This window comes from Aequorivita capsosiphonis DSM 23843, assembly GCF_000429125.1.
GTDB classification, from domain to species: Bacteria; Bacteroidota; Bacteroidia; order Flavobacteriales; family Flavobacteriaceae; genus Aequorivita; species Aequorivita capsosiphonis.
In genome coordinates this window covers 119903-146618 of the sequence record NZ_KE386849.1, presented here as the reverse complement: position 1 = coordinate 146618, position 26716 = coordinate 119903, and the positions used below count along the sequence as shown (strand labels likewise).

25 protein-coding genes are annotated in these 26716 nt (G+C 35.8%); 23 read left to right on the top strand and 2 right to left on the bottom strand.

Annotated features, from left to right (window positions below; genetic code table 11):
* The first annotated feature begins 444 nt into the window (after positions 1 to 444).
* Positions 445 to 969, top strand: a complete 525-nt coding sequence (gene azu / locus G440_RS0116270) for an azurin (protein ID WP_026452261.1) — start codon at positions 445 to 447, stop codon at positions 967 to 969.
* 382 nt (positions 970 to 1351) lie between these two features.
* Here azu and lplA read toward each other — a convergent pair whose 3' ends face one another.
* On the bottom strand, positions 1352 to 2353 hold the full coding sequence (gene lplA / locus G440_RS0116265) for a lipoate--protein ligase (protein WP_026452260.1): 1002 nt from the start codon (positions 2351 to 2353) through the stop codon (positions 1352 to 1354).
* 678 nt (positions 2354 to 3031) lie between these two features.
* On the opposite strand from lplA, the gene G440_RS0116255 reads away from it, so the two are divergent.
* The 6 genes from G440_RS0116255 (at position 3032) to G440_RS0116230 (ending at position 8972) form a co-directional block, all read left to right on the top strand.
* On the top strand, positions 3032 to 3424 hold the full coding sequence (locus tag G440_RS0116255) for a DUF2061 domain-containing protein (protein WP_026452259.1): 393 nt from the start codon (positions 3032 to 3034) through the stop codon (positions 3422 to 3424).
* 9 nt (positions 3425 to 3433) lie between these two features.
* Positions 3434 to 4027 (top strand): adenylyl-sulfate kinase, encoded by a 594-nt coding sequence (cysC, locus tag G440_RS0116250; RefSeq protein ID WP_026452258.1) that lies wholly within the window; start codon positions 3434 to 3436, stop codon positions 4025 to 4027.
* 2 nt (positions 4028 to 4029) lie between these two features.
* Positions 4030 to 4935 carry a sulfate adenylyltransferase subunit CysD gene (gene cysD, locus G440_RS0116245; RefSeq protein WP_026452257.1) on the top strand — a complete coding sequence of 302 codons (906 nt, stop codon included), beginning with the start codon at positions 4030 to 4032 and terminating at the stop codon, positions 4933 to 4935.
* Between the two features lie 73 nt (positions 4936 to 5008).
* A complete protein-coding gene (locus G440_RS0116240) occupies positions 5009 to 6265 on the top strand; it encodes a sulfate adenylyltransferase subunit 1 (RefSeq protein WP_026452256.1) in 1257 nt (418 codons plus the stop codon).
* A 60-nt stretch (positions 6266 to 6325) separates the two neighbouring features.
* The gene (cysQ, locus tag G440_RS0116235; protein ID WP_026452255.1) at positions 6326 to 7114 is read left to right on the top strand and encodes a 3'(2'),5'-bisphosphate nucleotidase CysQ; all 789 of its coding nucleotides are present in this window, start codon (positions 6326 to 6328) and stop codon (positions 7112 to 7114) included.
* Positions 7115 to 7412: 298 nt separating this feature from the next.
* The gene (locus G440_RS0116230) at positions 7413 to 8972 is read left to right on the top strand and encodes an NAD(P)/FAD-dependent oxidoreductase (RefSeq protein WP_026452254.1); all 1560 of its coding nucleotides are present in this window, start codon (positions 7413 to 7415) and stop codon (positions 8970 to 8972) included.
* A gap of 69 nt (positions 8973 to 9041) precedes the next feature.
* Here G440_RS0116230 and G440_RS0116225 read toward each other — a convergent pair whose 3' ends face one another.
* A complete protein-coding gene (locus G440_RS0116225) occupies positions 9042 to 9764 on the bottom strand; it encodes a class I SAM-dependent methyltransferase (protein ID WP_026452253.1) in 723 nt (240 codons plus the stop codon).
* Between the two features lie 313 nt (positions 9765 to 10077).
* On the opposite strand from G440_RS0116225, the gene G440_RS0116220 reads away from it, so the two are divergent.
* The 16 genes from G440_RS0116220 (at position 10078) to G440_RS0116145 (ending at position 26515) form a co-directional block, all read left to right on the top strand.
* Positions 10078 to 11628, top strand: coding sequence for an AMP-binding protein (locus G440_RS0116220; RefSeq protein WP_026452252.1), 1551 nt, complete (start codon positions 10078 to 10080; stop codon positions 11626 to 11628).
* A 3-nt stretch (positions 11629 to 11631) separates the two neighbouring features.
* Positions 11632 to 11904 (top strand): acyl carrier protein, encoded by a 273-nt coding sequence (locus G440_RS0116215; RefSeq protein ID WP_026452251.1) that lies wholly within the window; start codon positions 11632 to 11634, stop codon positions 11902 to 11904.
* On the top strand, positions 11901 to 12695 hold the full coding sequence (locus G440_RS0116210) for an AAC(3) family N-acetyltransferase (protein ID WP_026452250.1): 795 nt from the start codon (positions 11901 to 11903) through the stop codon (positions 12693 to 12695). The genes G440_RS0116215 and G440_RS0116210 overlap by 4 nt, the downstream gene beginning before the upstream one ends.
* An 18-nt stretch (positions 12696 to 12713) precedes the next feature.
* Positions 12714 to 14018, top strand: a complete 1305-nt coding sequence (locus tag G440_RS20250) for a DUF4910 domain-containing protein (protein ID WP_211228202.1) — start codon at positions 12714 to 12716, stop codon at positions 14016 to 14018.
* Positions 14015 to 15055, top strand: a complete 1041-nt coding sequence (locus G440_RS0116200; RefSeq protein ID WP_026452249.1) for an N-acetylneuraminate synthase family protein — start codon at positions 14015 to 14017, stop codon at positions 15053 to 15055. Before G440_RS20250 ends, G440_RS0116200 begins: the two co-directional genes overlap by 4 nt.
* Positions 15039 to 15566 (top strand): KdsC family phosphatase, encoded by a 528-nt coding sequence (locus G440_RS0116195; RefSeq protein WP_026452248.1) that lies wholly within the window; start codon positions 15039 to 15041, stop codon positions 15564 to 15566. Before G440_RS0116200 ends, G440_RS0116195 begins: the two co-directional genes overlap by 17 nt.
* Positions 15567 to 15630: 64 nt before the next feature.
* Entirely contained in the window at positions 15631 to 16464 is an 834-nt protein-coding gene (locus G440_RS20245; protein WP_051285440.1) for a cytidylyltransferase domain-containing protein, read from the top strand.
* 3 nt (positions 16465 to 16467) lie between these two features.
* Positions 16468 to 17790, top strand: coding sequence for a capsular polysaccharide export protein, LipB/KpsS family (locus G440_RS0116185; RefSeq protein WP_026452247.1), 1323 nt, complete (start codon positions 16468 to 16470; stop codon positions 17788 to 17790).
* Between the two features lie 39 nt (positions 17791 to 17829).
* Positions 17830 to 18609 carry an AAA family ATPase gene (locus G440_RS0116180; RefSeq protein ID WP_026452246.1) on the top strand — a complete coding sequence of 260 codons (780 nt, stop codon included), beginning with the start codon at positions 17830 to 17832 and terminating at the stop codon, positions 18607 to 18609.
* On the top strand, positions 18606 to 19538 hold the full coding sequence (locus G440_RS0116175; protein ID WP_026452245.1) for a hypothetical protein: 933 nt from the start codon (positions 18606 to 18608) through the stop codon (positions 19536 to 19538). Before G440_RS0116180 ends, G440_RS0116175 begins: the two co-directional genes overlap by 4 nt.
* Before the next feature lie 259 nt (positions 19539 to 19797).
* The gene (locus G440_RS0116170; RefSeq protein WP_026452244.1) at positions 19798 to 21333 is read left to right on the top strand and encodes an aldolase catalytic domain-containing protein; all 1536 of its coding nucleotides are present in this window, start codon (positions 19798 to 19800) and stop codon (positions 21331 to 21333) included.
* Positions 21334 to 21541: 208 nt separating this feature from the next.
* A complete protein-coding gene (locus tag G440_RS0116165) occupies positions 21542 to 22225 on the top strand; it encodes an acylneuraminate cytidylyltransferase family protein (RefSeq protein WP_026452243.1) in 684 nt (227 codons plus the stop codon).
* On the top strand, positions 22209 to 22841 hold the full coding sequence (locus tag G440_RS0116160) for an HAD family hydrolase (protein WP_026452242.1): 633 nt from the start codon (positions 22209 to 22211) through the stop codon (positions 22839 to 22841). Before G440_RS0116165 ends, G440_RS0116160 begins: the two co-directional genes overlap by 17 nt.
* A gap of 664 nt (positions 22842 to 23505) precedes the next feature.
* Positions 23506 to 24249 (top strand): glycosyltransferase family 29 protein, encoded by a 744-nt coding sequence (locus G440_RS0116155; protein ID WP_026452241.1) that lies wholly within the window; start codon positions 23506 to 23508, stop codon positions 24247 to 24249.
* 74 nt (positions 24250 to 24323) lie between these two features.
* Entirely contained in the window at positions 24324 to 25412 is a 1089-nt protein-coding gene (locus tag G440_RS0116150; RefSeq protein ID WP_026452240.1) for a glycosyltransferase family 4 protein, read from the top strand.
* Positions 25409 to 26515, top strand: a complete 1107-nt coding sequence (locus G440_RS0116145; RefSeq protein WP_026452239.1) for a glycosyltransferase family 4 protein — start codon at positions 25409 to 25411, stop codon at positions 26513 to 26515. Before G440_RS0116150 ends, G440_RS0116145 begins: the two co-directional genes overlap by 4 nt.
* Positions 26516 to 26716: the final 201 nt, after the last annotated feature.

Below are 26716 nucleotides of genomic sequence, written 5' to 3'. Positions count from 1 at the left end.
TTCCTGTACATTTCTTTGCAATTCAAGCTGATCCCTGAACGTAGTTTCTCTTGGTCAGTAGGCTTCTCTCAGTATTGACTATAGTCGAACCTTTTTTGCAGCCAATAAAAAACCTAGTATTTCAGTTTTAGTAAATAAATAATTCAAGAATTTCCAGGAGACTTATATGTTCCAAAATATGCGCTTTTCATTTAATTCTGAAACGAGACTTGAGGGGAAACAAGACTAAAGTGAGCCACTACTGCAGGGAAACTCAATGCTATTTTGGCATGGACAATGGACAACCGACAACTGACAACTGACAACTGACAACTGACCGCTGAAATCGTAAAAACTGTTAGCAAAATCATAATATTCTTGAAGTTTAAGGTAATTGATTTTGTAATCATATAAATAGCAGTTAATTTTGTCCTTAATTTAAAATCAATCTAAATTCAATATTATATGAAAAAATTAGTTTTAGTATTTATGGCCGCTTTAGCAGTTAGCTGTGGCGAGAACAAGAAAGAGGAAAAACCGGGTATGAAAATTGGTACGCAAGTAGAGGAGAAAACTACTCCAGTAGAAGCTACCACCGATTCTGATTCAAAAGAGGCAGTCGTAACTCTAGAGGGGAACGACCAAATGAAATTCAACAAAAGCGAGATTCGCGTAAAGGCTGGACAAAAGGTAAAACTTACTCTAAAGCATGTAGGTAAAATGGATAAAGCCGTTATGGGTCATAATTGGGCGCTATTGACAAAAGATGCCGATATGGCTGCTGTAGGTCAAGCTTCTGCTACTGCTGCAGATACTGATTATATTCCTGCTGATATGAAAGACAAATTTATTGCTCATACAAAAATGCTAGGTGGTGGTGAAAGCGATACTATTGAATTTGAAGCTCCAAGTGAGCCAGGAACATACACTTTTATGTGTACTTTCCCAGGTCACTACGCACTAATGCAAGGAAAATTTATTGTTGAATAATTTCAACTACATATAAATCTCAAAAAGCCGTAATTTCCGTTGCGGCTTTTTTTTTTTCGAAATAATTTATTTAAGTCTCGAGTTTTTAAACAAGGCTGCTTGAAATCACAACCTTGGAGGTGAGAGAAGTTCGATTTTAGATGTGATAAAAACTGAAATTGAAATCGAGATCGAAGTTGAAGTCGATGAATTTTGGTGAATTATTTTTACCGTGGTTTTTGTTTTTCTACCCAATCCCCACTGTTTACTATTATTGGCTACTGTTACTTTTTTATTTTTGACCACTGACCACTGACCACTGCCAGCTTTTATTTGGAATTTGTTACTTAAATTCGTCTACCGTCTATCCATCTACCGTCTAATGTCTACCGACCACTCCCTACTAAACATCCTCACCATAAACCAATTCAATAAAGTCAGCTTTTTGAATTTCCCCAAAGTATTCTTTCATCTCAACATCTTTTAGCAATTCCCAGATACTAGACTGTTCATAACGGGAACCAGTAAGAAGTTGTTCGAGTTTTTCCACAGGTTCTTTTCCAAAGAAATCTCCAAAGATTTTAAAATTCGTGATATGTCCTTTTTCAACAAAAATCCGAACATCTATTTCTCCAATTGGGAAACGTTTGCTGCGCTGAATATTAAATTTTGGGGAGCGGCCATAGTTCCATTCCCAGGTGTCATACTTCTCTTCTTTTAATTGATGGACTGCTTTCCATTCTTCAGGGGTTAAGTGATAGCGTTCAAAAGCTTCACTGTCCTCATAGAGTCCTTCCAATACAAGTTGCCGAAATTCTTCAATACTTAGAGGTTTCTCCAAAAATTCTGAAATATTTGCTACTCTGCTTCTTACGGATTTATGGCCTTTGGATTCTATCTTGCTCATCTTTACGTTGAGTGCATTTACCACTTCTCCTAAATCGGTATCCAATAATAAAGTGCCATGGCTCACCATCCGCTTACCTGTAGAAAACTGGGCCGTACCAGAGATTTTCTTCTCATCCACTTGGATGTCGTTTCTACCTTTTAACTCGGCACTTAGACCTAAACTGTTTAAAACTTTAATTACAGGTGCGGTAAATTTTTTAAAATTGCTTAGACTTTTTACATCGTGATTCGTGATAAAGCTAAAATTAAGGTTTCCAAAATCGTGATATACCGCGCCACCGCCCGAAACACGTCGCACAATATGAATGTTGTTATCTTCAACATATTGTTGGTTAACTTCTTCCAGTGTATTTTGGTTGCGACCTATAATAATAGACGGTTCATTAATGTAAAAAAGTAAATAATCGTTCTCGGCACTAAAATTCCGCAACGCATATTCTTCTAAAGCTAAGTTTAACTTGGGATCGGTGTTACCTTCGTTTTCTATAAAAATCATTTTTTTTAGGTTTTGTACAAAGATAATTAAATGTTTATCGAGATTGATAGATTTTGAATTCCTTCCCTCTACTGACAAAAATCGAAATCGAAATCGAAATTGATGAAAACTACTAAGTTTTTTTTACATTAGTTTTTGTGGTTTTCCCAACTCCCTCCACTTTTGTCCTCCGACCGCGTGTTGCCGGAGCCCCGCCTGTCGGACGGGCAGGTTTACGGCCTTCGTTGCCACTTCGGCGTAGTAGACTAGCGGAGGCACAAGCTTTTTTAGCGCAGGAGGAGCCACTTTTTTATTGGAATATTTAATTTTTCTACTTTCTACTTTCTACTTTCTACTTTCTACTTTCACTTTTCCCTAATCCCCAATCAATAACCCACCGCCGCTTTCTATTTCGTATTTATCTACCCGTTCTACGGTATTGTTATTTGGAATTTTCATTTTCACAACTCACTATACAGCAGCGAAGCAATTTTAATAGATGTCTGATAGTGGCCTGTCAGCTAAAGTTGTTACTTTTGTTCAAATATCTAAGTTTTTCGTAAAATTGAGATTCAAAACGAACGCTGGCTGTCCTTTATGGAAATCCCGCTTTTAAAAAATTTAATCCGGAGATAACTGATTTTTTCATAATTCAAGAATCAATAAGAAACATATTTAAAAAAGCTATAAATACTATAGATGAATAAACGACATCTCGCCAAAACTCTTACTTGGAGAATTGTTGGAACAATAGATACAATAACTATTGGTTTCCTTGTTTCGGGAGATTTAGAAGCCGGTTTACAGATTGGCTTTGCCGAACTCTTTACCAAAATGATATTGTATTACTTACACGAACGCGTATGGTTTAAATTAAGGGTTTTTAAAGAAGGGGCAAGCCGTGTTCGACATATTTTAAAAACCATCACTTGGCGGCTTATTGGTACTTTAGATACTATCTGTTTAAGTTGGTGGATAACAGGAGATGCCTCTGTCGGCTTGACAATTGGCGGTTTCGAAGTGTTTACAAAACTAGTGCTTTATTATCTCCACGAGCGTGTCTGGTATAAATCAAATTATGGATTAAGTTAATTTAAAGAAATGACTGAAAACGTACATCAACAAGCCTATAATATTTCAAATGAAAAGCGGGCGCAACAAAAACAACAAAAGCCTATAATGATATGGTTAACGGGCTTGTCTGGTTCAGGAAAATCCACTATTGCTAATCAATTGGATGTATGTCTCAATGAAAAAGGATACCACACATTCTGTTTGGACGGCGATAATATTCGCAAAGGAATAAACAATAATTTAGGCTTTTCAGAAGAAGATAGAAATGAAAATTTAAGACGTGTTGCTGAAATTGGAAAATTAATGCTCGATGCCGGATTAATTTGTATAGGAGCATTTATTTCACCTATGAAGAAAGATAGAGAGCTTGTAAAACAAATAATAGGGGAGGATGATTTTTTTGAAATTTTTGTTGATACTCCATTAAATACTTGTGAAGAACGTGATGTAAAGGGACTTTACGCAAAAGCGCGAAGCGGAGAAATTAAAAACTTTACAGGTATTGATGCGCCTTATGAAGTTCCAAAAGAACCAAATCTTGTTATTAAAACGGAAGAATTGACCGTTCAAGAAGCCGTATTAACAATTGTGAAAATTATAGAAAATCGAATAAAACGATAACAATGGATAAACATTATTTAAATTACCTCGACGAACTTGAGTCCGAAGCTATTTATGCTTTACGTGAAGTAGCAGCTCAATTTACGAATCCAGTAATTATGTTTTCTGGGGGAAAGGATTCAATCCTGCTCACTTATCTGGCAGAAAAAGCTTTTTATCCCGCAAAAGTTCCTTTTCCTTTATTGCACGTGGATACAGGACATAACTTCCCTGAAACCATACAATTTCGCGATGACTTAATAAAATCGCTCGGCGCAAAGCTAATCGTTGGTTCCGTTCAAGATTCTATCGATGAGGGCCGTGTGCAAGAAGAAAAAGGAAAATTTGCCACAAGAAATAGTTTGCAGATTACAACGCTTTTAGATGCCATAGAAAATAATAAAATTGATTGCGCCATTGGAGGAGGAAGAAGAGATGAAGAAAAAGCTAGAGCAAAAGAGCGTTTTTTCTCGCATAGAGATGATTTTGGGCAATGGGATCCAAAAAATCAAAGAGCCGAATTATGGAATATATTTAATGGAAAACATTTTGAAGGAGAACACTTCCGGGCATTTCCAATTTCAAATTGGACAGAAATGGACGTGTGGAATTATATAGCGAGAGAGAACATATCTATTCCTTCCCTTTATTTCGCACATGATAGAGATGTTATCCGTAGAAATGATTCTTGGATTCCTGATTCTGAATATTTAATAAAAAATGAAAGCGAAGCCGTTGTACGTAAAAAGATTCGGTTTAGAACACTTGGTGATATTACCATCACCGGTGGGATAGAGTCTGAAGCGGATACTTTGGAAAAAATTGTAGAAGAGGTCTCTGCAATGCGAAGTACGGAACGCGGTAACCGATCTGATGATAAACGATCTGAAACCGCCATGGAGGATAGAAAAAAACAAGGTTATTTTTAGAAATCCAAACCTCTGAAAAATTTACATCGACTTTTTTAAATAATAAATCACCAATTTTCAAATAGTTTTTCAAATGGAAACTGACAATAACCAATTATTACGATTTACAACAGCTGGAAGTGTAGATGATGGTAAGAGTACCCTGATCGGTCGATTACTTTACGATTCAAAATCAATTTTCGAAGACCAACTTGACGCTATTAAAACAAGAAGTCAGATTAAAGGGGAACACGAGGTGGATCTTGCTATGTTTACGGACGGCCTAAAAGATGAGCGCGAACAAGGTATTACCATTGATGTTGCCTACCGTTATTTTACTACCCCCAAAAGAAAATTTATAATCGCAGATACGCCTGGTCATATTCAATACACCCGGAATATGGTAACAGGTGCTTCTACCGCAAATGCGGCTTTATTGCTAATAGATGCAAGACATGGAGTCTTGGAACAAACAAGAAGACATTCCTATATCGCTTCCTTACTTCAAATTCCACACGTAATTGTATGTATCAATAAAATGGATCTCGTTGATTATAGCGAAGCACGCTTTGATGAAATAATTCAGGAGTATAAGTCCATTGCTTCAAAAATGATGATTAAGGATGTACGTTTTATCCCGATTTCCGCATTAAACGGAGACAATGTTGTAACCCGATCAAAAAACATGGATTGGTATCAAGATGCGCCACTGCTTCACACGTTGGAAACCTTACATATTGGTTCGGACATCAATAAAATTGACGCACGTTTTCCTGTACAAACTGTCATTAGACCACAAAGCAAAGAATTTATTGATTATCGAGGCTATGCTGGAAGGATTCAGTCTGGTAGATTCAAAGTTCAAGATGAAGTGTTGGTTATGCCATCTGGGTTTACTTCTAAAATTAAATCCATCGATAAAGGAAAAGAATCAATTAATGAGGCTTTCGCGCCGATGTCAGTTTCAATTACCTTAGAAGACGATATAGATGTAAGCCGTGGTAATATGATTGTGCGTAAAAATAATGTACCTAAAAAAACCCAAGAAATCAATGCGATGATTTGTTGGCTCGGAAACGAAGCTTACCAACCGAGAACGAAATTTTTAATCCAGCATACTTCAAACGAACAAACCGCTATGATTAAAGACATTGTTTATAAAATTGATATTGAAACGCTCAATCGCTTAACGGATGATAATAATATCCAGATGAATGATATTGCGCGTATTACAATAAAAACTGCTGGCCCCTTAATGATTGATGAGTTTAACAACAATCGACAAACGGGAAGTTTTATTTTGGTAAACCCTAATACAAATGAAACCGTTGCGGCGGGAATGTGTATTTAATCTATACGTTTTCCACCAATATTGAATTAATAAATCGGATACTTCCCATAAATAAAAAGTATGAACCAATTACTTAGAATAGCCATTCAAGCCTCCTTGGAAGCAGGTAAGCGCATTATGGAAATTTACGAAAACGAAAGTTTTGATGTAGATTTTAAAAGTGATAACTCTCCCTTGACCAAAGCAGATTTAGCTTCGCATGAAATTATAATCAGCCATTTAAAGGAAACGGATATACCTATTCTTTCTGAAGAAGGAAAACACCTTTCCTATGATATCAGAAAAACATGGGATAAGCTGTGGATCGTTGATCCCATTGATGGTACCAAGGAGTTTATTAAAAAAAATGGTGAGTTTACGGTAAATATTGCACTGGTTGAAAATCAAATTCCAATCCTGGGGATTATCTATGTACCCGTACTAAAACAACTTTATTTTGCGAGTAAAGAGTTGGGGGCTTTTAAATTAGCGGATATTACAGCATTCTCTTCTTTAGAAACAATATTAAAAACAGCTGATAAACTTCCATTGGCCATAGAGAAAGAAAATTTCACAGTGGTAGCGAGTAAATCTCATTTATCTAAAGAAACAGAAGATTATATTGCGGAATTAGAAAAAGAACATGGAAAGGTTATAACAATCTCGAAAGGAAGCTCGCTAAAACTATGTATGGTGGCTGAAGGCATAGCAGATCAATACCCGCGTTTTGCCCCAACCATGGAATGGGATACCGCTGCCGGACAAGCAATTTGCAAGTATGCAGGAAAAACGGTTTATGATTTTAACACGCAAGAGGAGATGTTGTATAATCGAGAGAATTTGTTGAATAATTGGTTTTTAATTAAGTAAAGCTATAAAAACCGAAACCGAAACCGAAACCGAAATCGAAGTTGAAGTCAAAGTTGAAGATGAAGTTGATGAAAACTAGTGAGTTTTTTTACATTAGTATAGATGGTTTTCCCCAACTCCCTCCACTCTTGTCCTCCGAAGCGTTTTTAGCGTAGGAGGAGCCACTTTTTACTTGGAATTTGTTTTTTGGAGTTTTAAATTTGACCACTGACCACTCCCTCACAGGCAACTGAGTATTTTTCGTATTAAACCTTTGTAATATAAATGAAGTATTATCTTTACGAAAAATGTATCGAAGTTGAGCAAACTAGTTCAAATAGCCATATTACCGCAACAGCAAGAAGACTTAGATTATATTCTTGAACTCGCTTTAAAGAAAGAGAAACTTCGGAAAATCAATATCTCGGATTGGCGAATTCGCAAACGATCCATTGATGCTCGACGGGAGCCAATAAAAATAAACCTACAGATTGAACTGTGGGGGAAAGATGAAAAACGCGAAGTAATCCCATCTTTTACACCTCAAGATGTTACCAATTCGAGAGAAATAGCCATTATTGGCGCTGGCCCAGCCGGACTTTATGCGGCGCTTCGAGCCATTGAAGCTGGATTGAAACCCGTTGTGTTTGAACGTGGAAAGGATGTTCGCGAACGCCGAAGAGATTTAGCAGCAATAAATAAAGATCAATTTGTAAATCCCGAAAGTAATTATTGTTTTGGAGAAGGAGGTGCAGGCACTTATTCCGATGGGAAACTTTATACGCGCAGCAAAAAACGCGGCAATGTTTTAAAAGCAATAGAATGGTTTGTACATTTTGGAGCCGATGAAAATATTCTGGTGGATGCACATCCACATATAGGCACCAATAAACTTCCCAAGATAATCACCGCCATGCGGGAAGCGATTATTGAAAATGGGGGAGAGGTGCACTTTAATTCAAAGTTAACCGATATTAAAATTCAAAAGGACACTATCGAATCTATTCAAATTAATGATGAGAGCTGGTTTCAATTTGATAATGTAATTCTCGCGACGGGACATTCCGCACGTGATATATTTTATTTACTACACGAAAAAAAGATAAAGATTGAAGCCAAGGGTTTTGCCATTGGGGTTCGGGTAGAGCATCAACAGGAACTTATAGATTGTATTCAATATCACGGTGATGATGAGAATCCATATTTGCCCCCGGCAAGTTATTCCTTGGTCGAGCAAGTGGATGGAATGGGGGTTTATTCCTTTTGTATGTGTCCGGGTGGTATTATTGCTCCCTGTGCCACGGAACAGGAAGAAGTGGTAACCAATGGTTGGAGCCCTAGTAAACGCAACAATCCCTATGCAAATAGTGGTATTGTAGTGAGTGTGGCCCCTGAAGATTTACCGAATTATACGGAAGGCGATCCTTTTGTGTGTCTGGATTTTCAAAGGGAAGTTGAAAAACGATGTTGGGAAGCAGGAGGGAAGACCCAAAAAGTTCCTGCACAACGAATGATGGACTTCGTAGAAGGCGAAATTTCTGAAGACTTTCCAAAGACTTCCTATCAGCCAGGAATCGTTGCTGCTGATTTAAACGAAGTCCTACCGCCAATAATTTCAACAAGATTAAGGAAAGCCTTCGTGGCTTTCGGAAAGAAGATGAAAGGCTACTACACCAATCAGGCCGTGCTGCACGCTCCAGAGAGTAGAACTTCTTCCCCAATCTCCATTCCCAGAAACCTAGAAACTCTTGAGCATGTTGAGATAAAAGGACTGTACCCTTGCGGGGAAGGCGCTGGTTATGCTGGCGGAATTATTTCCGCAGCTATTGATGGAATTAATTGCGTAGATGCCATTGTGGTTAAGATGGAGACGCATTAGGAATCAATTCTCAAAGAAAACTCAGTGAATAAACATATTTTATTAAGATAAAACCTCTCTTATCCAGTCTTAAAAAGTCAAAGTTTCTTCCCCTTTATTTTCGAACACTACCGTGTATTTCACCGCGTCGCTACCTCCAATCCATCTTGGATAAAAACCGTTATTCATGGCAACTGTTATGAGGGAGTCCATATCATAATAATAACCTTCAAACCATTCTCCGGTAAAGTTTTCCATTTTAAATCTTAGCTTGACATAGCCTGGATACTGATCTCTCTTTTTATTCTTTAGAATATATTCTTTATAATCCGAATTGGTTGCTTCTGGCCAATTTATGCTCGTTAATGCCAACTTACCGGAAATTGAGAGAATGGTTTTCATCTTTTGAAAAAACTCGTTTAGTTTTTCAGGAGAAGCTATAAAACCTACCGTGCTGTCCATAATGATAACATTCTCATATTTAGCTTCCTCGTCTAACTTCCAAAAGTCCAAACATTCCAGATCTCTTCCATATTCTTGACCTATTTTAATGGCGTCTTCGGATGTATCTATTCCTTTGGCTGTAAATCCAAGGCTTTCTGAATAAGCCACATGTTTTCCAGTGCCACAGCCGATGTCCAATATGCTTCCTTTGTTCAAATAATCAAAAATTGCTTTTTCCCAAGTATTAAATTTAGGATGTTTCCCCAACCATTCTTTAAATGAATAGGTGCTAACATGACCATCTTCGCGCTCCACTTGAAAATGAGCGTCGAGATCACCTTCCATTAACATTTTTCCATAAACATCCATATTAATTTATTTATTTTTAATGAAATGCAAATTTAGATATAAAATGGAGCTTCACAAGTAATAAAAAATTTCTACTCACTATTAGTGATAAATATTTCAGCCGTCTCATTTTTCTACTTACTTTCTTTGAACCATAGTTCTATTTGATATCTTTGTCTATAAGCAAATTTTTGGTTTTTTTATTGAATAAATTAGATGCTAAACTTTGGAACGAAAAATACTTTAAAATCTTTTGCTTCAAGTAGCTCATTCAGTCTAAGAAAGCTTTTTTAACCCATAAGAAACAACTACTGAATTTCAAAAAATTTCATTTATGGTAAACCTTTTTGGTGTTTTTGAGCAGGCTAAAAATAAAGCCCCAGATAAAACAGCTTTAGTTGTTGATAAGGTTGAATATTCTTACTCCAGCTTGCATCACCGTGCTTTACAAATGGCACATCTTCTTCAAAAGTGCGATGGAAATCAAATAGGTATATTTGCGGGTCGTTCCTTTTCGGCCTATGTTGGAATTTTAGGAACTTTGGCTTGCGGCAAGACCTATGTTCCTTTAAATACTCAGTTCTCCGCTTTTCGCAATCAACTGATTTTGGAGCTGGCACAAATTAAAACTTTGATTGTCGATGCACAAGGCTTGCAGCAAATTCAAAATCAACCAGAGGGATTTCCTAAAGATTTGGTGTTAGTTTGTCCAGAACTGGACCTTACAGCTATTCCGAAGGAACTTGAGAATAAATTTAAAATCCACGCGAAATCTGATCTTACAAATGGTTTGGAAAAACCCATAATGGCGCCTGAAGAAAACATTGCCTACATCATTTTCACTTCAGGTAGTACGGGAATTCCAAAGGGAGTACCGGTGAGCCATAAAAATGTGTGGAGTTATATCAACTACTTATCCAAGCGCTACGACTTAGGTCCGGAAGATCGATTTTCTCAAGTATCAGATTTAACCTTTGATGCCAGCGTTCACGATATGTATTTATGCTGGTATGTAGGCGCAAGCTTATATCCAATCCCAGAAAAAGTCTTAATGGCACCGGCAAAATTTATCAAGGAAAACAAACTGACCACTTGGTTTTCCATACCTTCTTTGCTCTTGTTTATGAAACGCTTTAAAATGCTTAAAACCAATGCTTTTCCGAGTATCAGGTATAGTTTGTTCGGTGGAGAAAGTCTGCCTAAATCTTTGGCATTGGAATGGCAGGAAGCAGCTCCAAACTCTGTTATTGAAAATCAGTATGGTGCTACAGAAATAACCATTGGTTTAAGCCATTATCGCCTTTCAAAAGAAGAAAACAAAATTCAAACCCATAATGGAATTGTCTCTTTGGGTCAAATTTTCACTACTCAAGAATATCGACTAATCGATGAAGACAATCAAATTCTTGAAACAGAAGGGGAAATCTGTTTGACAGGGTCACAAATCACCAAGGGATATTGGCAAAACCCTGAAAGAACTGAGGAAAATTATTTTAAATTTCCCGGAGACGACCGAATTTGGTACAAGACAGGTGATATTTTAAGGCTGAAAGAAGGAAATCTCTTTTATATTGCTCGCAAAGATTTTCAAGTTAAAGTTCGCGGATTTCGAATCGAATTGGAAGAAATAAATCTCGCCGTAAAAACCTTCACCGGAGCGGATTTGGTTTATACAATACCCTATCCCGTTACGAATGGATTGGCAGATCATCTATATTGTTTTGTAGAAGAAACCACAAATCCTTCAAAAAATGATATTTTGCAACACTTACGGAAAAAATTAACTTCCTATATGGTTCCTAAGGAAATCATTTTTATCAAGGAATTTCCACTTAATCCGAATGGAAAAATAGATTCCAAACAATTAATTGATCTTATTAAATAGGCTATGACGGAGAATACAATTCAACAAAAAATATTAAAGGCCTTAGCACCAAAATTACAAGAACTCAGTGTAAAACAAGAGGAAGTAAACTTGGAAGAAAGCTTATTAAGTCAAGGGGTTATGGATTCCATTTCATTCTTAGAGTTCTTGGTTGAGTTGGAAGATGTGTTTTCCATAGAATTTGATTTTAGCGAGCTCGATCCTACTGAGTTCACCTCCGTCAAGGGATTAATCGGTTTAATTCAACAAGAAACCCTCAATAGGTCAGACGAATGAAGACTTACCAAACCGATTTATTTACGAAGGCTTTTTCTGAAATCGGAATAGCCAAAGGAGATGTCTTATTTATTCATTCCAACATTTTAAAGTTTGGATGGCCAACTGATCTTAAAATAAATAAACTGACGGAATTCTTATGTCAAACGCTTTTGGACAGAATAGGTGAGGAAGGAACCCTAATTGTGCCAACCTTCAATTTTGATTTTTGCAAAGGAATTGCTTTCAACAGACAAGAAACCCCTTCCAAAAATATGGGTGCTTTTTCGGAATATATTCGTACCCTGCCACAAGCCAAAAGAAGTTTTAACCCAATGCAGTCCGTGGCGGTAATCGGAAAACAAGCGGATTATCTCACAGAAAATGACACCGCTGCTGCTTTTGACCCAGGTAGTGCTTTCGATCGATTGGTGAAACTGGATGCAAAACTACTTCTTTTGGGAGCTGGTTTTGAATATAATTCTGTTTTCCACTGGATTGAACAAAAACAAGAAGTACCTTATCGCTATTGGAAAGAATTTACAGGTTCTTACACGGATCAAGATTCCACACAAGAAAAAACATATAAAATGTATGTTCGAAATCGAGACCTTAATGCTGAACTAAACTTTGGTTATATTGAAGCAGCGCTTACAAAAAACGATATGCTTAAAACAGCAAGCGTGGGCAATGGATTAGTAAGAAGCTATCAACTTGCGGATTTCATCAGCATATCGGAAGAAGTTATAAAGAATAATCCTTATTTTTTCATTGCGAATCATCCCGAGTTTGAGAAGTTCAACCCCGAATAAATTATATATAGCCAAGCTTTGAAAAAAAAACTAGAAACATATTTTGACCGGTTGTGGCCTATAACCAGAAGCTTAACTGGAGACGGGAATAGAGAAAGCCTTAAAATTCTTTCCGAAATAATCGATTTAAAATTAACCGAGGTTCCTTCTGGCACCGCCTGTTTTGATTGGGAGGTTCCTCCAGAGTGGAATATCAAAGCAGCCTGGATTAAAGACAGTAATGGCCAGGTGATTGTGGATATGGCAGAAAATAACCTGCATATTTTGGGTTATTCCGAAGCTTTTAACGGAAAAATAAGTTTTGAAGAACTTGAGCCCCATCTCTATACACTTCCCGATCAACCAGAGCTTATTCCATATATGACTTCATATTACAAACGCCGATGGGGTTTTTGTCTGGCTCACGAGCAGTTTTTAAAGCTGGATACGGGTGAAACTTATGAAGTCTATATCGATTCTTCCTTAGATAAAAATGGTAGTATGACTGTAGGTGAGGCAGTAATTGAAGGAAAATCCAAACAAGAGATTTTGTTTTCAACCTATATCTGTCATCCTTCTATGGCCAACAATGAGTTGTCTGGACCGTTGGTAATGGCTTTAATTTATATCGAACTTCGCAAGCAGAAAAACCTAAAATACACCTACCGGTTTTTATTTGCCCCTGAAACAATTGGCGCCTTATACAATCTTTCGGTCTATGGAACGCATTGGAAAAACAATCTAAAAGCTGGATATGTTGTCAATTGTGTGGGAGATCCAGGAAATTTCACCTATAAAAAAAGTAGAATAGGTGATAGCTTGGCAGACCGAACTGCAGCAATAGTATTAAAACAGACCGAGGCGGATTATGAAATCATCGATTTTGCTCCGTTGGGAAGTGACGAACGCCAATATTGTTCCCCAGGGTTCAACCTTCCAGTTGGCTCATTAATGCGAACCAAGCACAGCACCTATCCGGAGTACCATACCTCTGCAGATAACAAAGATTTTATTAGCTTTGGTGCGATGCAGGAAACTGTTCTCAAATATCTGGAGATGATTCAAGTTTTAGAGTGGAATTCGCATTACCTTAATACCCTGCCTTATGGAGAACCCCAATTGGGGAAACGAGGATTGTATCCTACGTTATCCAAAAAAGGAGAAAGGGCTTTTGTAGATGCGATGATGTGGATCCTTAATTTATCGGATGGCGAATATGATTTGATCGCTATTTCAGAGCGCAGCAAAATTCCTATCAAAGAGTTGATTCCCGTGGTGGAAATATTACTGAAAAAGAAAATTTTGCAAGTCTCGGGAAACTTTAAAGAGAATGATAGTTTATGAAACAAACTTACGTGATTGGGGAAATCGGTCAAAACCACAATGGATCAGTTGAACTGGCAAAAAACATAATTGATGCCTCTATAACTACTATTATGAGCCATAACCTAGGATATAACCCCATTCCAGTAAATGCGGTAAAATTTACCAAAAGAGATTTAACCGAAGAGTTGACCGCTTCAGAAATGGCGTCTCCTTATAATTCGCCCAACTCCTTTGGCAAAACTTATGGAGAACATCGGGCTTTTCTTGAACTGAGCGATGAAGAACATTTCGAGTTATATAAATATGCCAAATCTAAAGGTTTGGATTTTATAGAAACCTTATGTTCTTCAGGATGTTTAAGTTTATTAACGCTTTTTACCCCTGACAAACTAAAAGTAGCTTCTCGAGATTTGACCAATTTGCCGTTGTTAGCTGCAATGGCAGAAACCAAAATCCCAATTGTCCTCTCCACTGGAATGGGCGGCGTAGACGAATTGGATCAAGCCTTGGAAACCATAAATGGCTACCACGGTGACATCACGATTCTCCATTGTCTTTCACAATATCCAGCCGAATTTGAACATATAAATTTAAATAGTATTCCTTTTCTTAAAAAGCGCTATCCACAATATACCATTGGATATTCCGATCATTCCATTGGGATTATGGTTCCGGTTGTTGCCGCAGCTATGGGAGCAGAAGTCATTGAAAAGCATATTACTTTAGATCGTACCTTAAAAGGAACGGATCAACAAGGTTCCTTGGCTCCGGAAGGGATTTTTAGGATGATGCGTGACATACGAAATGTAGAAAAAGCGATTGGCACAGAAGCTATGTTTATCAATCCGGTGGTTAACGACGCTAAAGGGAAATTAGAGCGGTCTATTGCCGCCAATAAACCTATCGCTAAAGACAGTATAATTAAGGAAGATGATCTCCATTTATTGAGTCCGGGCACAGGCTTTCGCTGGTCCGAACGAAACCAGGTTATCGGTAAAAAAGCAAAAACAGCTATTCTTAAAAACGAATTGATTGAACATGATAAAATTAAATAACCATAATATTCGAGTAGTTTTTACCGATATAGACGGCGTCTGGACGGATGGTGGCATGTTTTATAATGACGAGGGAGAAGCCTTCAAAAAGTTCAATACGTCTGATAGTGCTGGAGTTCTTTTTCTTAGGAAACTGAATATTTTGTTGGTGGTAATTACAGGAGAAGACTCCGATTCCGTTAAAAGAAGGACGGAGAAATTAAAAATAAAATTCGTGTTATCCGGCGTAAAAAATAAGTTTAAAGCTGCACAGGATTTTTGTAAAAAGCATCGAATCGATTTAGCTGAAGAAGCCGCTTTTATTGGAAATGACTTCAATGATCTACACTTGCTCAAAAATACCGCTCATAGTGCAGTTCCAATAGACGCGCCAGATTATATCAAAAATAAAGTAGATTTAGTTTTAAGCAAAAAAGGCGGAGAAGGTGTTTTTCGCGAATATATAGAGTATCTCATATCAGAAAATATGGATTTGGGAAATTTTGTGGAAGAACACTTTGTAAAACAATAAGAAATCGCGAATTATTCGCTCCCCATTAAATTACATAAAACCCTAACTTTCCAAAAATGCAACCATGGCAATAAAGAAAATTGCGATCATCATTCAAGCCCGCATGCAATCCACTCGTTTACCGGGAAAGGTGATGCTTCCACTTCCTTTAAAAAGTGGAAAACCGCTGTTAGGATGGGTAGTTGACGGTTTGCAAAAAGTAGCTTTGGAAAAGGTTATTATTGTCGCCACTACTCAGCATCCTGAAGATGATGCGATAGTTTCTTTTTGCCAACTCCATAAGGTGCAATACTACAGAGGTTCAGAGAAGGATGTATTGAGTCGCTACCAAGAAATTACCGAAAAAGGAGATTACGAGCATATCGTCAGATATACCGCGGACAATCCTTTTGTAGATAGTGAAATTATTAAAAATGCTATTGATTTTCATATTGAAAACGATTTTGACATTACTTACACCTCAGGTTTACCTTTGGGGGTGCATGTTGAAATCATAAAAAGAAAACCGCTTTTGGAATTGACGCAAGTTGAATTATCAGAAATGGACAGGGAGCATGTTACCTTGTATTTTTTAGAGAAGGAACAGTATAAAAAGGGTAATTATAAACCTCAAGTAAATCCTAAGCTTCAAGATTTACGCGTCACCGTAGATTATCCGTCAGATTTTTTAGTAGCTTCCAGTATTCTTAGTTTTTCGGAAGGCGGAAAAGACCAAGGAATTTCCTTAATTGAAAAAGTTTACAATCAATATCCGTGGATATTTGAGGCGAATAAGGGAAACTTCCATAAAAATCCTACCAATTCGCTCTCAGCAGAGGTGGAAGAGGCCAAAATGGTGTTGACGCGTTTAGATCTAATCAGAGCCGCAAAATTATTGGATAAAAATAAAAAGGCTTAAATCATGGACAATGTTTATTTTTACACCAGAAAATACGGATGGGAAAAACCCATTATAGACTATTTCCAAAAGGAAAAATTGTGGGATCAAGTTTTTGTCAGTACAAGATTTATAGAGGAAGAAGAATTCTATCAGCCCCAGTATATTAAAAAATATATTCCGAAAGATATTTTAGATCGGCTTTATGCTTTTCTACCGCAGTTTATCGATATGAAAAGCCGAACTTCTGCATTAAGTGAGTTTGATTATGAGGAATACAATTATCACGATTACCTAAACCTGTTTTCCATTTATATCAATGTGTATTATAATTTTTACACAAAAAACAATATTAATTTATTGGTAATGACTCGTGGGCCTCATCTGGGTTTTGATTTAATTGCCGTTTGTGTGGCCGAAGTTCTAAACATCAAAACTTTATTTTTAGAACAATCCCATTTTCCGAATCGATACTTTATGTACTTGAACTTTAAGGATTTTGGTGAATTTTCAACTTCCAAAGTAATTGCTCCTTCCAAGCCAGTTAAAATTGAAAAGAAATATGAGAAAGAACTTTCTTATATGGATGAAGAAAAGTTAAGCCTAAAACAAAAATACAAGAAGTTTTATGAAAATAATCCTAGCATTCGTATGCTCTCTCAACTAACGCATAAAGCTTTTAGAGGACAAGCCATTTATCGCTATGATTTAAAACATAAATTTAAAAGGAATCGAGAAAAATACAACCAACCTATTGATCTTAAGGAGAAGTTCATTTATTTTGGTTTGCATCTTCAACCCGAACAAACCACTTCTGCTTGGGGCGGGGAGTATGTAGATCAGCTTTTGGCACTTGAGAGATTATCAGAGTTTATCCCTGATGATGTTAAAATTTATGTCAAAGAAAACCCCAAGCAAACCTACGTTATGCGCGGTGAACTTTTCTATAAGCGTTTGCAAAGGATTAAAAAGCTGGTTTTGGTTCCCAATGAAACCAATACGTACGACTTGATTAAAAACTGTTTGTTTGTTTCAACCATTTCCGGAACCATGGGGTGGGAGGCGATTACCGGAGGTAAAAATGTATTGATATTTGGCTGGGGAGTTTGGTATAAAACCTTCCCTGGTGTGTTTTATTTTGAAGATAATCCAGACTATAATGAACTATTAGCAAATCAAATAGATCACGACCAACTTGAAAAAGAGGCAACCCAACTCAAAAGCAAAACAGGCAAAGGCATTGTTTTTCCTATTTCGTATTACTTCGATTTGGTCCCAGGTTTTACACCAGAGCAGAATACAAAAAACATAGCTGCCTCGATAAAAAAATTTTTATATACCGAATAGTTTATGGCATATCAATTATCTTAGTTAAAAAAAATAGATTTGTTAACTATACTAAATAAAGCATTAGAGAAATTATTTGGCTTAAGGCTAGTGCGCGGACAGCAGCTAAAACCACTTCCATTATCCGTAATAGCTAAAAATAATGTTATTGTCGAATTTATGGGCCCTTCTGGTGTAGGAAAAACTACGCTCAGAGATTTTTATTTAAAACATCATAAATTTCCTTTTAAAGGAGAAATAATGACCGAAGAAGATTTAAAAAAATATGATCTCAAATTAGATGAATCAAAAGGAAAAGAAGAGATATATGGGCTTTTATTTTCTGCCAAATTAAAAGAACTCAGTGAAGCGCAGGAAAGTTTTATAAAGACGAATAGACGGCTAAATCTTTTTTACAACAGCCTTAAAATTGATTTTTTTATCCGAAATTATCTGTCAGAAACGCAGGTGATTTTAGATCAACATGTTTTTAAGTTTTTTGCAAATGATTTTATTCGCCTAAAGGAAACTGAGCAAAAACAAGCATTTCTGCGAAATAGAATTATTATTTATTGCAAAGCTTCTCCAGAAAAAATCATAGAATATATAGAGAAACGGAATCGAACGGACACCATCCGACCCGTTCATCAAAATCGAGATTCAAAACTATTGCATCTACAACTTCAAGAGCATTTAGTGCAGCGGGAAAAGGATGTGCAAATGCTTAAGCAAAATGGAGCGCATATACTCGAAATTAACACCGAAAACAGCCTTTCTAAAAACTCGGAGCTAATAGATGATTTTATGACCGATTATTTTAAAAGCCAGAAGTCCTTATGAAAATAATTTTCCATTTCGGCGCGCATAAAACAGCTTCCACACATTTACAGTTTAACCTGGCGTTAAACAGGGAATTCTTAAATCAAAATGGAATTGCATATTTTAGATTTCAAGAAATTGAAGGCTTACAAGAAAAAGCAGATGCCTTGGCCGAAAATATTTATTATAAGGAATTTCCTTTAGAAAAAACCAAAACTTGGATTCAAGACTGCCTAAATCGAGAAATTGCTGGTTATGATTGCGCCATCATTTCTTATGAAGGATGCTTGGGCTACCACAATCACTTGGCACATTCTGTAATTTATCCACATGCCGATAAAATCATTCCTATTTACTGTGAAATTTTAAAGGAACACAACGTACTTCCAGTTTATGCTATCAGGAATTACGATGACTTTTTACGCTCTACTTATAAACAGGAGTTGGGACACGGAGAAATGAGTGCTACCATAAACAGCTATTTCAACAACAAAAATATTGCTGAAAATCGTTGGTCTGAAATCATAGCACTTTTAAACAAAGGATTCTCAGAAGATCTTCATTTTTTCACCTTTGAAGATTATAAATCCAAATGGAAAGAAATTACATTAGCTCTTTTACAGTTGACAGAAAAAACTTTAGTCGAAAAGGATTTGAAGTTGGAAGCAGAACAAATAAACACTGCAAAATCTTCAAACTCTTTAAAGTTTAACTTTACGCTCAATCGTTTATTTGAGCATGTTCCAGAGTTTAAATACAAGAAAGCCTTGTATTTCAGAAGCCGCAAGCACATAGTCCCTCTTTTTAATAATAAACTAGGAGATAAAATTTTAAAAAACTACCAAGAGGACGAGCTAAAATCTCTCGCTTCAAAAGAAAATTATAATAAGGAAATTGAGAGGTTGAAAAATAGACATGGTATTTTAAGAAGAGGAGCTTTGAATAATTAAGAAAATCATCTTGGCTCTCTCATCATTATCTTTACCAGCCTTTAATAAGGTTTCTGTATAGTTCTTTTGCTCGAATTTAAACTATTTCTGTTTTTTCATTGCGACAAAAATTCGGTATTTATCTAAATTATTAGAGCTTAATCACAATAATTTTTAAGTTAAGACGCACTTATTGGTTGAACTTGGGGGCAAAGCGTCCAAGATATTATTAACTTTGTTCGCTCATGGTAAACCCAACAAGTATTTTAGAACTTAATACATGAAAATATTAGACTGTACTTTACGCGATGGTGGTTACTACACCCAATGGGACTTTGACAAGTCTGTCGTTGACCAATACATATTTGCACTTAATAAATTACCGGTTGATTACATTGAACTGGGCTATCGCAGTCCATTGCAAGACTCCTATTATGGAAAATACTTTTATTTACCACTCTACGAGTTAAGAGATATCAGAAATAAAACACATAAAAAACTGGCTATCATTCTCAATGAAAATGATATTCAAGAGCAGGACATTCCAGATTTAATCGAACCTTTAGTGGGCTTAGTAGATATGATACGATTGGCTATTAAGCCTGAAAACCTGGATCGAGCTATTGATTTGGTCAAGAAAATCAAAGTTTATGGTTTTGAAATCAGCTTTAATTTGATGTACTTATCAAAATGGAAATTCGATAAAAACTTTATGAATTCCCTGGAAAAATTAAATGGATTAATTGACGTCCTTTATATGGTAGATTCCTATGGTAGTATTTTACCTAATGAATTAAAGGGACCAATTAAGCTATTAAAATCCAAATTAGATTGCAAATTGGGTTTTCATGGACATAATAATTTAGAGGCCGCTTTGCTCAATAGTTTGATGGCGATTGACTTGGGGGTGGAATTTATTGACAGCACAATCATGGGCATGGGACGTGGTGCAGGAAATTTGAAAACCGAATTGTTACTGACAGTCCTCAATCAAAAAAATGATCTTGAAGTTAATTTTAATGAATTAGAAAAAGCTGTCACGGCTTTTAAACCTCTCAAAGAAAAATATAATTGGGGAACCAGCCTGCCTTATATGATTTCGGGTGCTTATTCTCTGCCCCAAAAAGAAGTTATGGAATTGACAACGGTGCGCTATTACGCCTTAAATGCAGTTATCCGAGGATTGAAAAATGAAAGGAATTTAACAAATAACAATGAAAAATTTCCAGTCTGTTCCTTTCCAAAAACAGATAAAGTTACTGTAATAGGTGGTGGTGGTTCAATAGCCCAGCATATTGACGGAATTTTACGGTTTGTTGAAAACAATCCTGATATCATTATTATTCATGCAAGTGCTAAAAATGCAGGCTATTTCAAAAACCTAAAAAACAAACAATATTTTTGCCTGGTAGGGAACGAAGGCAGACGATTGGAAACTATTTTGAAAGATTTATCCCATTTCAATGGAGTTTGTATAGTACCACCTTTTCCACGTAAAATGGAAACTTATGTGCCAGATGCTATAAAAGATAAAACCCAAGAATTGGAGAAAATTTGGTTCACCGATAAATACTTCGATGCCCACACTACCTTGGCATTGCAAATAGCTTTAAACTGCAAACCGGAGCATCTTTATTTGATTGGTTATGATGGGTATAAACCTGAAATCATCACTCAAAAAGAGATAGAGTTGATTGAGGAGAATCAATATTTATTCAGAAAATTAAGTGAATTTATCTCAGACTTTTCTTCCCTCACCAAGACTCACTATGATTTGATCACTCATAATAATTTATTTTATAGACTATCAAAATAGACAGGAAACGTTGTTCTGAGATTAGGAAGAACTGACTTTTATATTAGGTATCTAGAACTCTAACAGAGAGGTACCTAGATTTAGTTTATCTGTAATTATCAGAGAAAAGGAAACTTAACAGAAATTTCAAAATACTAAACCGAACAAGAATGGTTTTTAAATTAGAAAAAAATTAACAAGGACTTATCGCATAGTTAAAAACAATTAGATGTCAAACTTTACCTTCTTTTTACCTACCCGAAAAGGCAGTGAGCGAATAAAACATAAAAACACACGTCAATTTGCAGGGTATCAAGGGGGGCTTGTCTCCTTAAAAATAGAGCAACTTTTACAAGTACCCAATATTCCTATTTTAATTTCGACCAATGATCCAAAAACAATCGGCTTGGCTCAATCTTTTGCAAGTCCGCGTATCCAAATCATAGAGCGTCCTGAAATACTTTCACAGTCCAATACAGATCTACAAGATTTAATAAACTACATCCCTACAATTACTGATGCCAAACATATTATTTGGACCCATGTAACCTCTCCTTTTATAACTGCGGAATTATATCAAAAAGCACTGGATAAATATTTAGAATACCTAAACCAAGGTTACGACAGCTTAATGAGCGTAACCAAAATCCAGGAGTTCTTATGGGATAAAAATGTAAATTCAGCAATTAATTTTGACCGATCTCAAATTAAATGGCCAAGAACGCAGGACTTAAACCCACTTTATGCCGTTAACAGCGGTATTTTTATTAATAGTCACGAAAATTATCTATCTCAGCAAGATCGCATCGGGAAAAATCCATATTTATTAGAACTCAATTCCTTGGAAAGTATGGATATAGATTGGGAGGAAGATTTTAATACAGCAGCAAAAATATATGAAGCACTTCACTGAATATCGTGTCATTTTATGGGATTTTGATGGCGTTATTATGGACTCCATGCCCATCAGGGATAGTGGTTTTGAACAGGTTTTAAAAGATTATCCTACAGAGCAAGTAGCGCGTTTGTTAAGATTCCATCGGGCACAAGGCGGCCTATCGCGCTTTGTTAAATTTCGCCACTTTTTTGAAGACATCAGAGGAGAAACGGTTTCCGAAAAGCAGGTTCAAGAATTAGCCATCCGATTTTCGAAGATCATGTTAGAAAATTTGATAAACCCTAAATACCTGATTGAGGAAAGTTTAAATTTTATCAAAGAAAATTTCCAAAACCAAAAGTTCCACATTGTTTCTGGATCTGATGAAAAGGAACTCAATAAAATATGTAGTGGATTAAACATCCGTTCTTATTTTAAAACTATCAAAGGTTCCCCGACGCCAAAAAATAAATTGGTGGCAGATATCATAAAAAAATATGAATACAAAAATAAGGACGTCTGTTTGATAGGGGATTCTATCAATGACTTGGAGGCGGCCCAAGGTAACGATATTGCTTTTTTCGGGTTTAACAACCCTGATTTAAAAGAAAAGTCAGATAATTATATCGATAGTTTTAATTCCTTACGCTAAACTGCCAACTTTCCTATTTATGGCGTTATTATTGCTCAATTTCTTCGGAGCTCCATTTTGTAGTTACAGCAGGGGGCAGCAGTATGCAAACTTAATTTATAGAGTTAAAAAATATTTAAAATTTAAATAAACATTATGTTTCTATAAATTTAAATAAAAAAAGCATAAATTTAGGAAGAACAGCTCTTCAAACCTCAACCCTAGTACTAAAATTGTAAAATATACCCGTATTTTAAAAATATGGTAATTCGCGATTAAACACGTAAGAATGAATGTTAATTTATTGAAAAACAAATACTTAAACTTAGTGATAACTTGTCTTTTCTCGGAAGTAAGTCTAGAATTTAAAAATCAAGGTTTCGCTTTTTAGTTTAACTTTAATCATCAGTAAAACCGGCACTTAACATTACTTTATAAAGAATTTGCATATCCGTAATTAATCCTATAAAATTGAGATGAGTTATTTAAATTCCGAATAAGCCTTGCCCCAACCCTAAAGGGTGGCTTATTCTCAAATTGATAAATTAATTGAGATTTTTTCTCCCTTTAGGGCGGGGCAAACAAAAAATCGGCTTTGCGTTATCGATTTTTAATTCTTATAACTAAAAGCGGATATGCAATAATGAATTTACCGTTTAACATTAAAAAAATATTTATTTGAAGAATGATTACAACTTTAAAACATCAAATCCGAAAAAAACAAGCAGATTTCTACATCAACAAACTACTTTATAAATTTAATCCGGAATGGTTTAGTAACAAACGAATAGCGCTAATCGGTGGTGCCGATTCGGTTTTACAGCAAAAACACGGTGATTTTATAGATGATTTTGATGTAGTTGTCCGTATTAATAAGGGGGTAGAACTCATTGATAAACAAAAGGACTATGTGGGTACCAAAACAGATATACTTTTTCATTCTTTTTTAGACAATTCCAAAGAAATTGGCTCTAGCCCAATCACTGTAGATTTATGGAAAAAGCACAAGGTTCAACATATTGTATATTCAAAAAACTATCGGATTGCGGAAGAGGGGATTTATGATATTATCCTCTTCGGAAAAAAATCAGGGGGTAAAACTAAATTTTCGAATTTGCCTAAAGATCTTTATATGAAGAGCCTAGAAGCTTTAGCTCCACAATGTCCAACAACTGGTTTTATTGCCATAAATACTATCTTAAACTGTAAACCCAAAGAGCTTTATATTTCGGGAATAACTTTCTTTAAAACCCCACACAATGGAATTTATAGGCCTCAGAATATAGAAGAATTCAAAAAACATTTTAATAATAGTCCTAAATCCCATAATCCAGAGAGAGAATACGCTTATTTTAAAAATTTATACCTTAAAAATAAATCCATTATCCGGCTAGATAATGTCTTAGATGAAATCATTAACCATAATTAGATAAAAATAAAGTTAATATTAAATTAATTTTCTGATATTGCGGTCTTTTTAAACCTACAAAGTTCTACAATTAAGTGAAGCTGCTTTACATTACAAATGGCATAAACGGTCCTGGTGGTCTTGAACGTGTTTTAACTATAAAGACTTTGCACTTAGTTGAAAAACATGGTTTTGAGATTACGGTTTTAGGATTGAATAAAGGAAATGAAAATCCCTTTTTTGAGTTTTCCCCCAAGATTAATTTTGTTAGCATCCCTGTTGCAACTCCTAAAAACCCGGTAAAATATATTATCCAATATAGAAAAGGGATTCAAAGGGTAGTAGATGAACTTCAGCCCGATATTATTTCTGTTTGCGACAATGGGCTTAAAGCATTTTTTATTCCGATTTTTTTAAAAACTAAGGCAAAATTAATTTACGAACGTCATAATTCCAAATTAGCACAGATCAATTCTTTAAGTCGAAATAGATCAAAGCTATTTACGAAAATTCAGTTTCTATTAACTGAAAGACTTGCTCCAAAATTTGATTGTTTTGTAATCTTGACAGAAGATCAAAAAATAGAATGGACCAGTGTAAAAAACCTTAAGGTTATTCCGAATCCGCGTTCGTTTATCGAGGAGAAAAGAGCAGATCTAGACAAAAAAGTGATTATAAGTATTGGCAAGATCTCTTATCAAAAAGGACAGGATTTATTATTGCAAGTATGGGAAAAACTTCAGCCTGATTATCCAGAATGGGAATTACATTTATATGGAGCAGAGAATTTATCATTTTTAAATACCAATGACCTGCCAGCACAAGTTAGGTTTTTCCCGGCTCAAAAAAATATCGAAGAAAAATACCAGAATAGCTCCATCTATGTAATGTCCTCGCGATACGAAGGATTTGGAATGGTCTTAATAGAAGCGATGACTTGCGGCTTGCCCTGTGTTAGTTTTGCTTGTCCCTATGGCCCCGCGGACATCCTAGAACATGAAGAAGATGGTTTTTTAGCTGAAAATGGAAACCTGGAACAACTGCAAGAATACCTAGAGCGCTTAATGGATAACCCCGATTTAAGAAAGGAAATGGGACAAAAAGCACAGGCTAACGTAAACCGATTTGCAGTAAATCCCATAATTGAACAATGGGTAGCACTATATAAGGAAATAGTAAAATGAAAGTGCTTTTTAATACCGGACATATTTATCTGCACGGCGGTATTGAAAAATCAATTACGGAAAGAGCTAATTATTTTGTAAAACAACCCGGTTACGAGGTATTTATCTTGACCACGGAGCAACAAAAGAAAGCCCCGCGGTATGAATTAGATTCTAATATCAAACTTCTAGACTTAGGCATTAATTACAATCGAAAAAAATCTTATTTAACTTTTGGTAACTTAAAAAAAGCCATAACGCATTATCGTTTACAAAAGAAAATTTTCCATAAAATTAAACCGGATATAATTTTATCACCAAATTTTAATTTCGATCATTATTGGTTGCCTTTTATAAAAAACGAAGCTACACTGATTAAAGAACGGCATAATAGTATTTATAAACCTCACGGTCTAAACAAAGAAAAGTCTTTTATAAAAAAGACAAAACAAAAGTTTGATGCGTGGATAGATAAGAAATACGATCATGTAGTTGTTTTAAATCAAGACGAGAAAGATTATACAAAAGGTTCAAATGCAGTGCTAATACCCAATGGAGTGGAAAAAACCAGTTTAACCGCTCCAATGGAAAATAATACAGTTATAGCAGCCGGACGCTTGGCACCGGTGAAAAGATTTGAAGAGCTCATTGCTATTTGGAAAACCATCCATAAAAAATTCCCCGACTGGGAATTGCATATTTATGGACAGGATTACTTAAACACGAAGAAGCAATTGAAAGCACAAATCAAATCATTAGGTCTCCAGCACACGGTGTTTTTAAAGCATAGTGTAAACAATCTGCCAGAAGTGATGCAAGAATATAGTGTTCTTGCGATGACTTCGGAAACCGAATGCTTCCCCACTGTATTGTTAGAAGCCTTGTCCGTAGGCTTACCCATTGTTTCTTATGATTGTCCAACAGGCCCCAGACACATTATTTCCGATCAAAAAGACGGATTTCTAGTTGAATATAACAATCGTGAGGAATTTGTAATAGCTTTAAGCACAATGATTCAAAATAAGGAATTACGAAAAAAAATGGGGTTTGCCGCAAAACAAAATGTAGAGCGTTTTCAAAACGAAAAAGTATTTGATAAGTGGCTTGATTTATTTAATCAGTAATTTGCAGCAAAAAAAAATGTTTTTCCTAAATCACTATGACTAAAGATTTTCACCACTCCCAAAGTTATAAGTATGCAAACCTACCTGCATTTTATAGGGATCCGTCATTACCCCCGTCCCCTAAAGGAGAGTATAAAAATTTCGAACCCATTTTAATAACTAGCCGTATTCAGCTCCCTTTAGGGCGGGGGGTACGTCCTG

Bases quoted from the DNA above. Each gene is read 5' to 3' on its own strand.
- azu (WP_026452261.1), top strand. From the start codon at position 445: ATGAAAAAATTAGTTTTAGTATTTATGGCCGCTTTAGCAGTTAGCTGT.
- lplA (WP_026452260.1), bottom strand. From the start codon at position 2,353: ATGATTTTTATAGAAAACGAAGGTAACACCGATCCCAAGTTAAACTTA.
- G440_RS0116255 (WP_026452259.1), top strand. From the start codon at position 3,032: ATGAATAAACGACATCTCGCCAAAACTCTTACTTGGAGAATTGTTGGA.
- cysC (WP_026452258.1), top strand. From the start codon at position 3,434: ATGACTGAAAACGTACATCAACAAGCCTATAATATTTCAAATGAAAAG.
- cysD (WP_026452257.1), top strand. From the start codon at position 4,030: ATGGATAAACATTATTTAAATTACCTCGACGAACTTGAGTCCGAAGCT.
- G440_RS0116240 (WP_026452256.1), top strand. From the start codon at position 5,009: ATGGAAACTGACAATAACCAATTATTACGATTTACAACAGCTGGAAGT.
- cysQ (WP_026452255.1), top strand. From the start codon at position 6,326: ATGAACCAATTACTTAGAATAGCCATTCAAGCCTCCTTGGAAGCAGGT.
- G440_RS0116225 (WP_026452253.1), bottom strand. From the start codon at position 9,764: ATGGATGTTTATGGAAAAATGTTAATGGAAGGTGATCTCGACGCTCAT.
- G440_RS0116220 (WP_026452252.1), top strand. From the start codon at position 10,078: ATGGTAAACCTTTTTGGTGTTTTTGAGCAGGCTAAAAATAAAGCCCCA.
- G440_RS0116215 (WP_026452251.1), top strand. From the start codon at position 11,632: ATGACGGAGAATACAATTCAACAAAAAATATTAAAGGCCTTAGCACCA.
- G440_RS0116210 (WP_026452250.1), top strand. From the start codon at position 11,901: ATGAAGACTTACCAAACCGATTTATTTACGAAGGCTTTTTCTGAAATC.
- G440_RS0116200 (WP_026452249.1), top strand. From the start codon at position 14,015: ATGAAACAAACTTACGTGATTGGGGAAATCGGTCAAAACCACAATGGA.
- G440_RS0116195 (WP_026452248.1), top strand. From the start codon at position 15,039: ATGATAAAATTAAATAACCATAATATTCGAGTAGTTTTTACCGATATA.
- G440_RS20245 (WP_051285440.1), top strand. From the start codon at position 15,631: ATGGCAATAAAGAAAATTGCGATCATCATTCAAGCCCGCATGCAATCC.
- G440_RS0116185 (WP_026452247.1), top strand. From the start codon at position 16,468: ATGGACAATGTTTATTTTTACACCAGAAAATACGGATGGGAAAAACCC.
- G440_RS0116175 (WP_026452245.1), top strand. From the start codon at position 18,606: ATGAAAATAATTTTCCATTTCGGCGCGCATAAAACAGCTTCCACACAT.
- G440_RS0116170 (WP_026452244.1), top strand. From the start codon at position 19,798: ATGAAAATATTAGACTGTACTTTACGCGATGGTGGTTACTACACCCAA.
- G440_RS0116165 (WP_026452243.1), top strand. From the start codon at position 21,542: ATGTCAAACTTTACCTTCTTTTTACCTACCCGAAAAGGCAGTGAGCGA.
- G440_RS0116160 (WP_026452242.1), top strand. From the start codon at position 22,209: ATGAAGCACTTCACTGAATATCGTGTCATTTTATGGGATTTTGATGGC.
- G440_RS0116155 (WP_026452241.1), top strand. From the start codon at position 23,506: ATGATTACAACTTTAAAACATCAAATCCGAAAAAAACAAGCAGATTTC.
- G440_RS0116145 (WP_026452239.1), top strand. From the start codon at position 25,409: ATGAAAGTGCTTTTTAATACCGGACATATTTATCTGCACGGCGGTATT.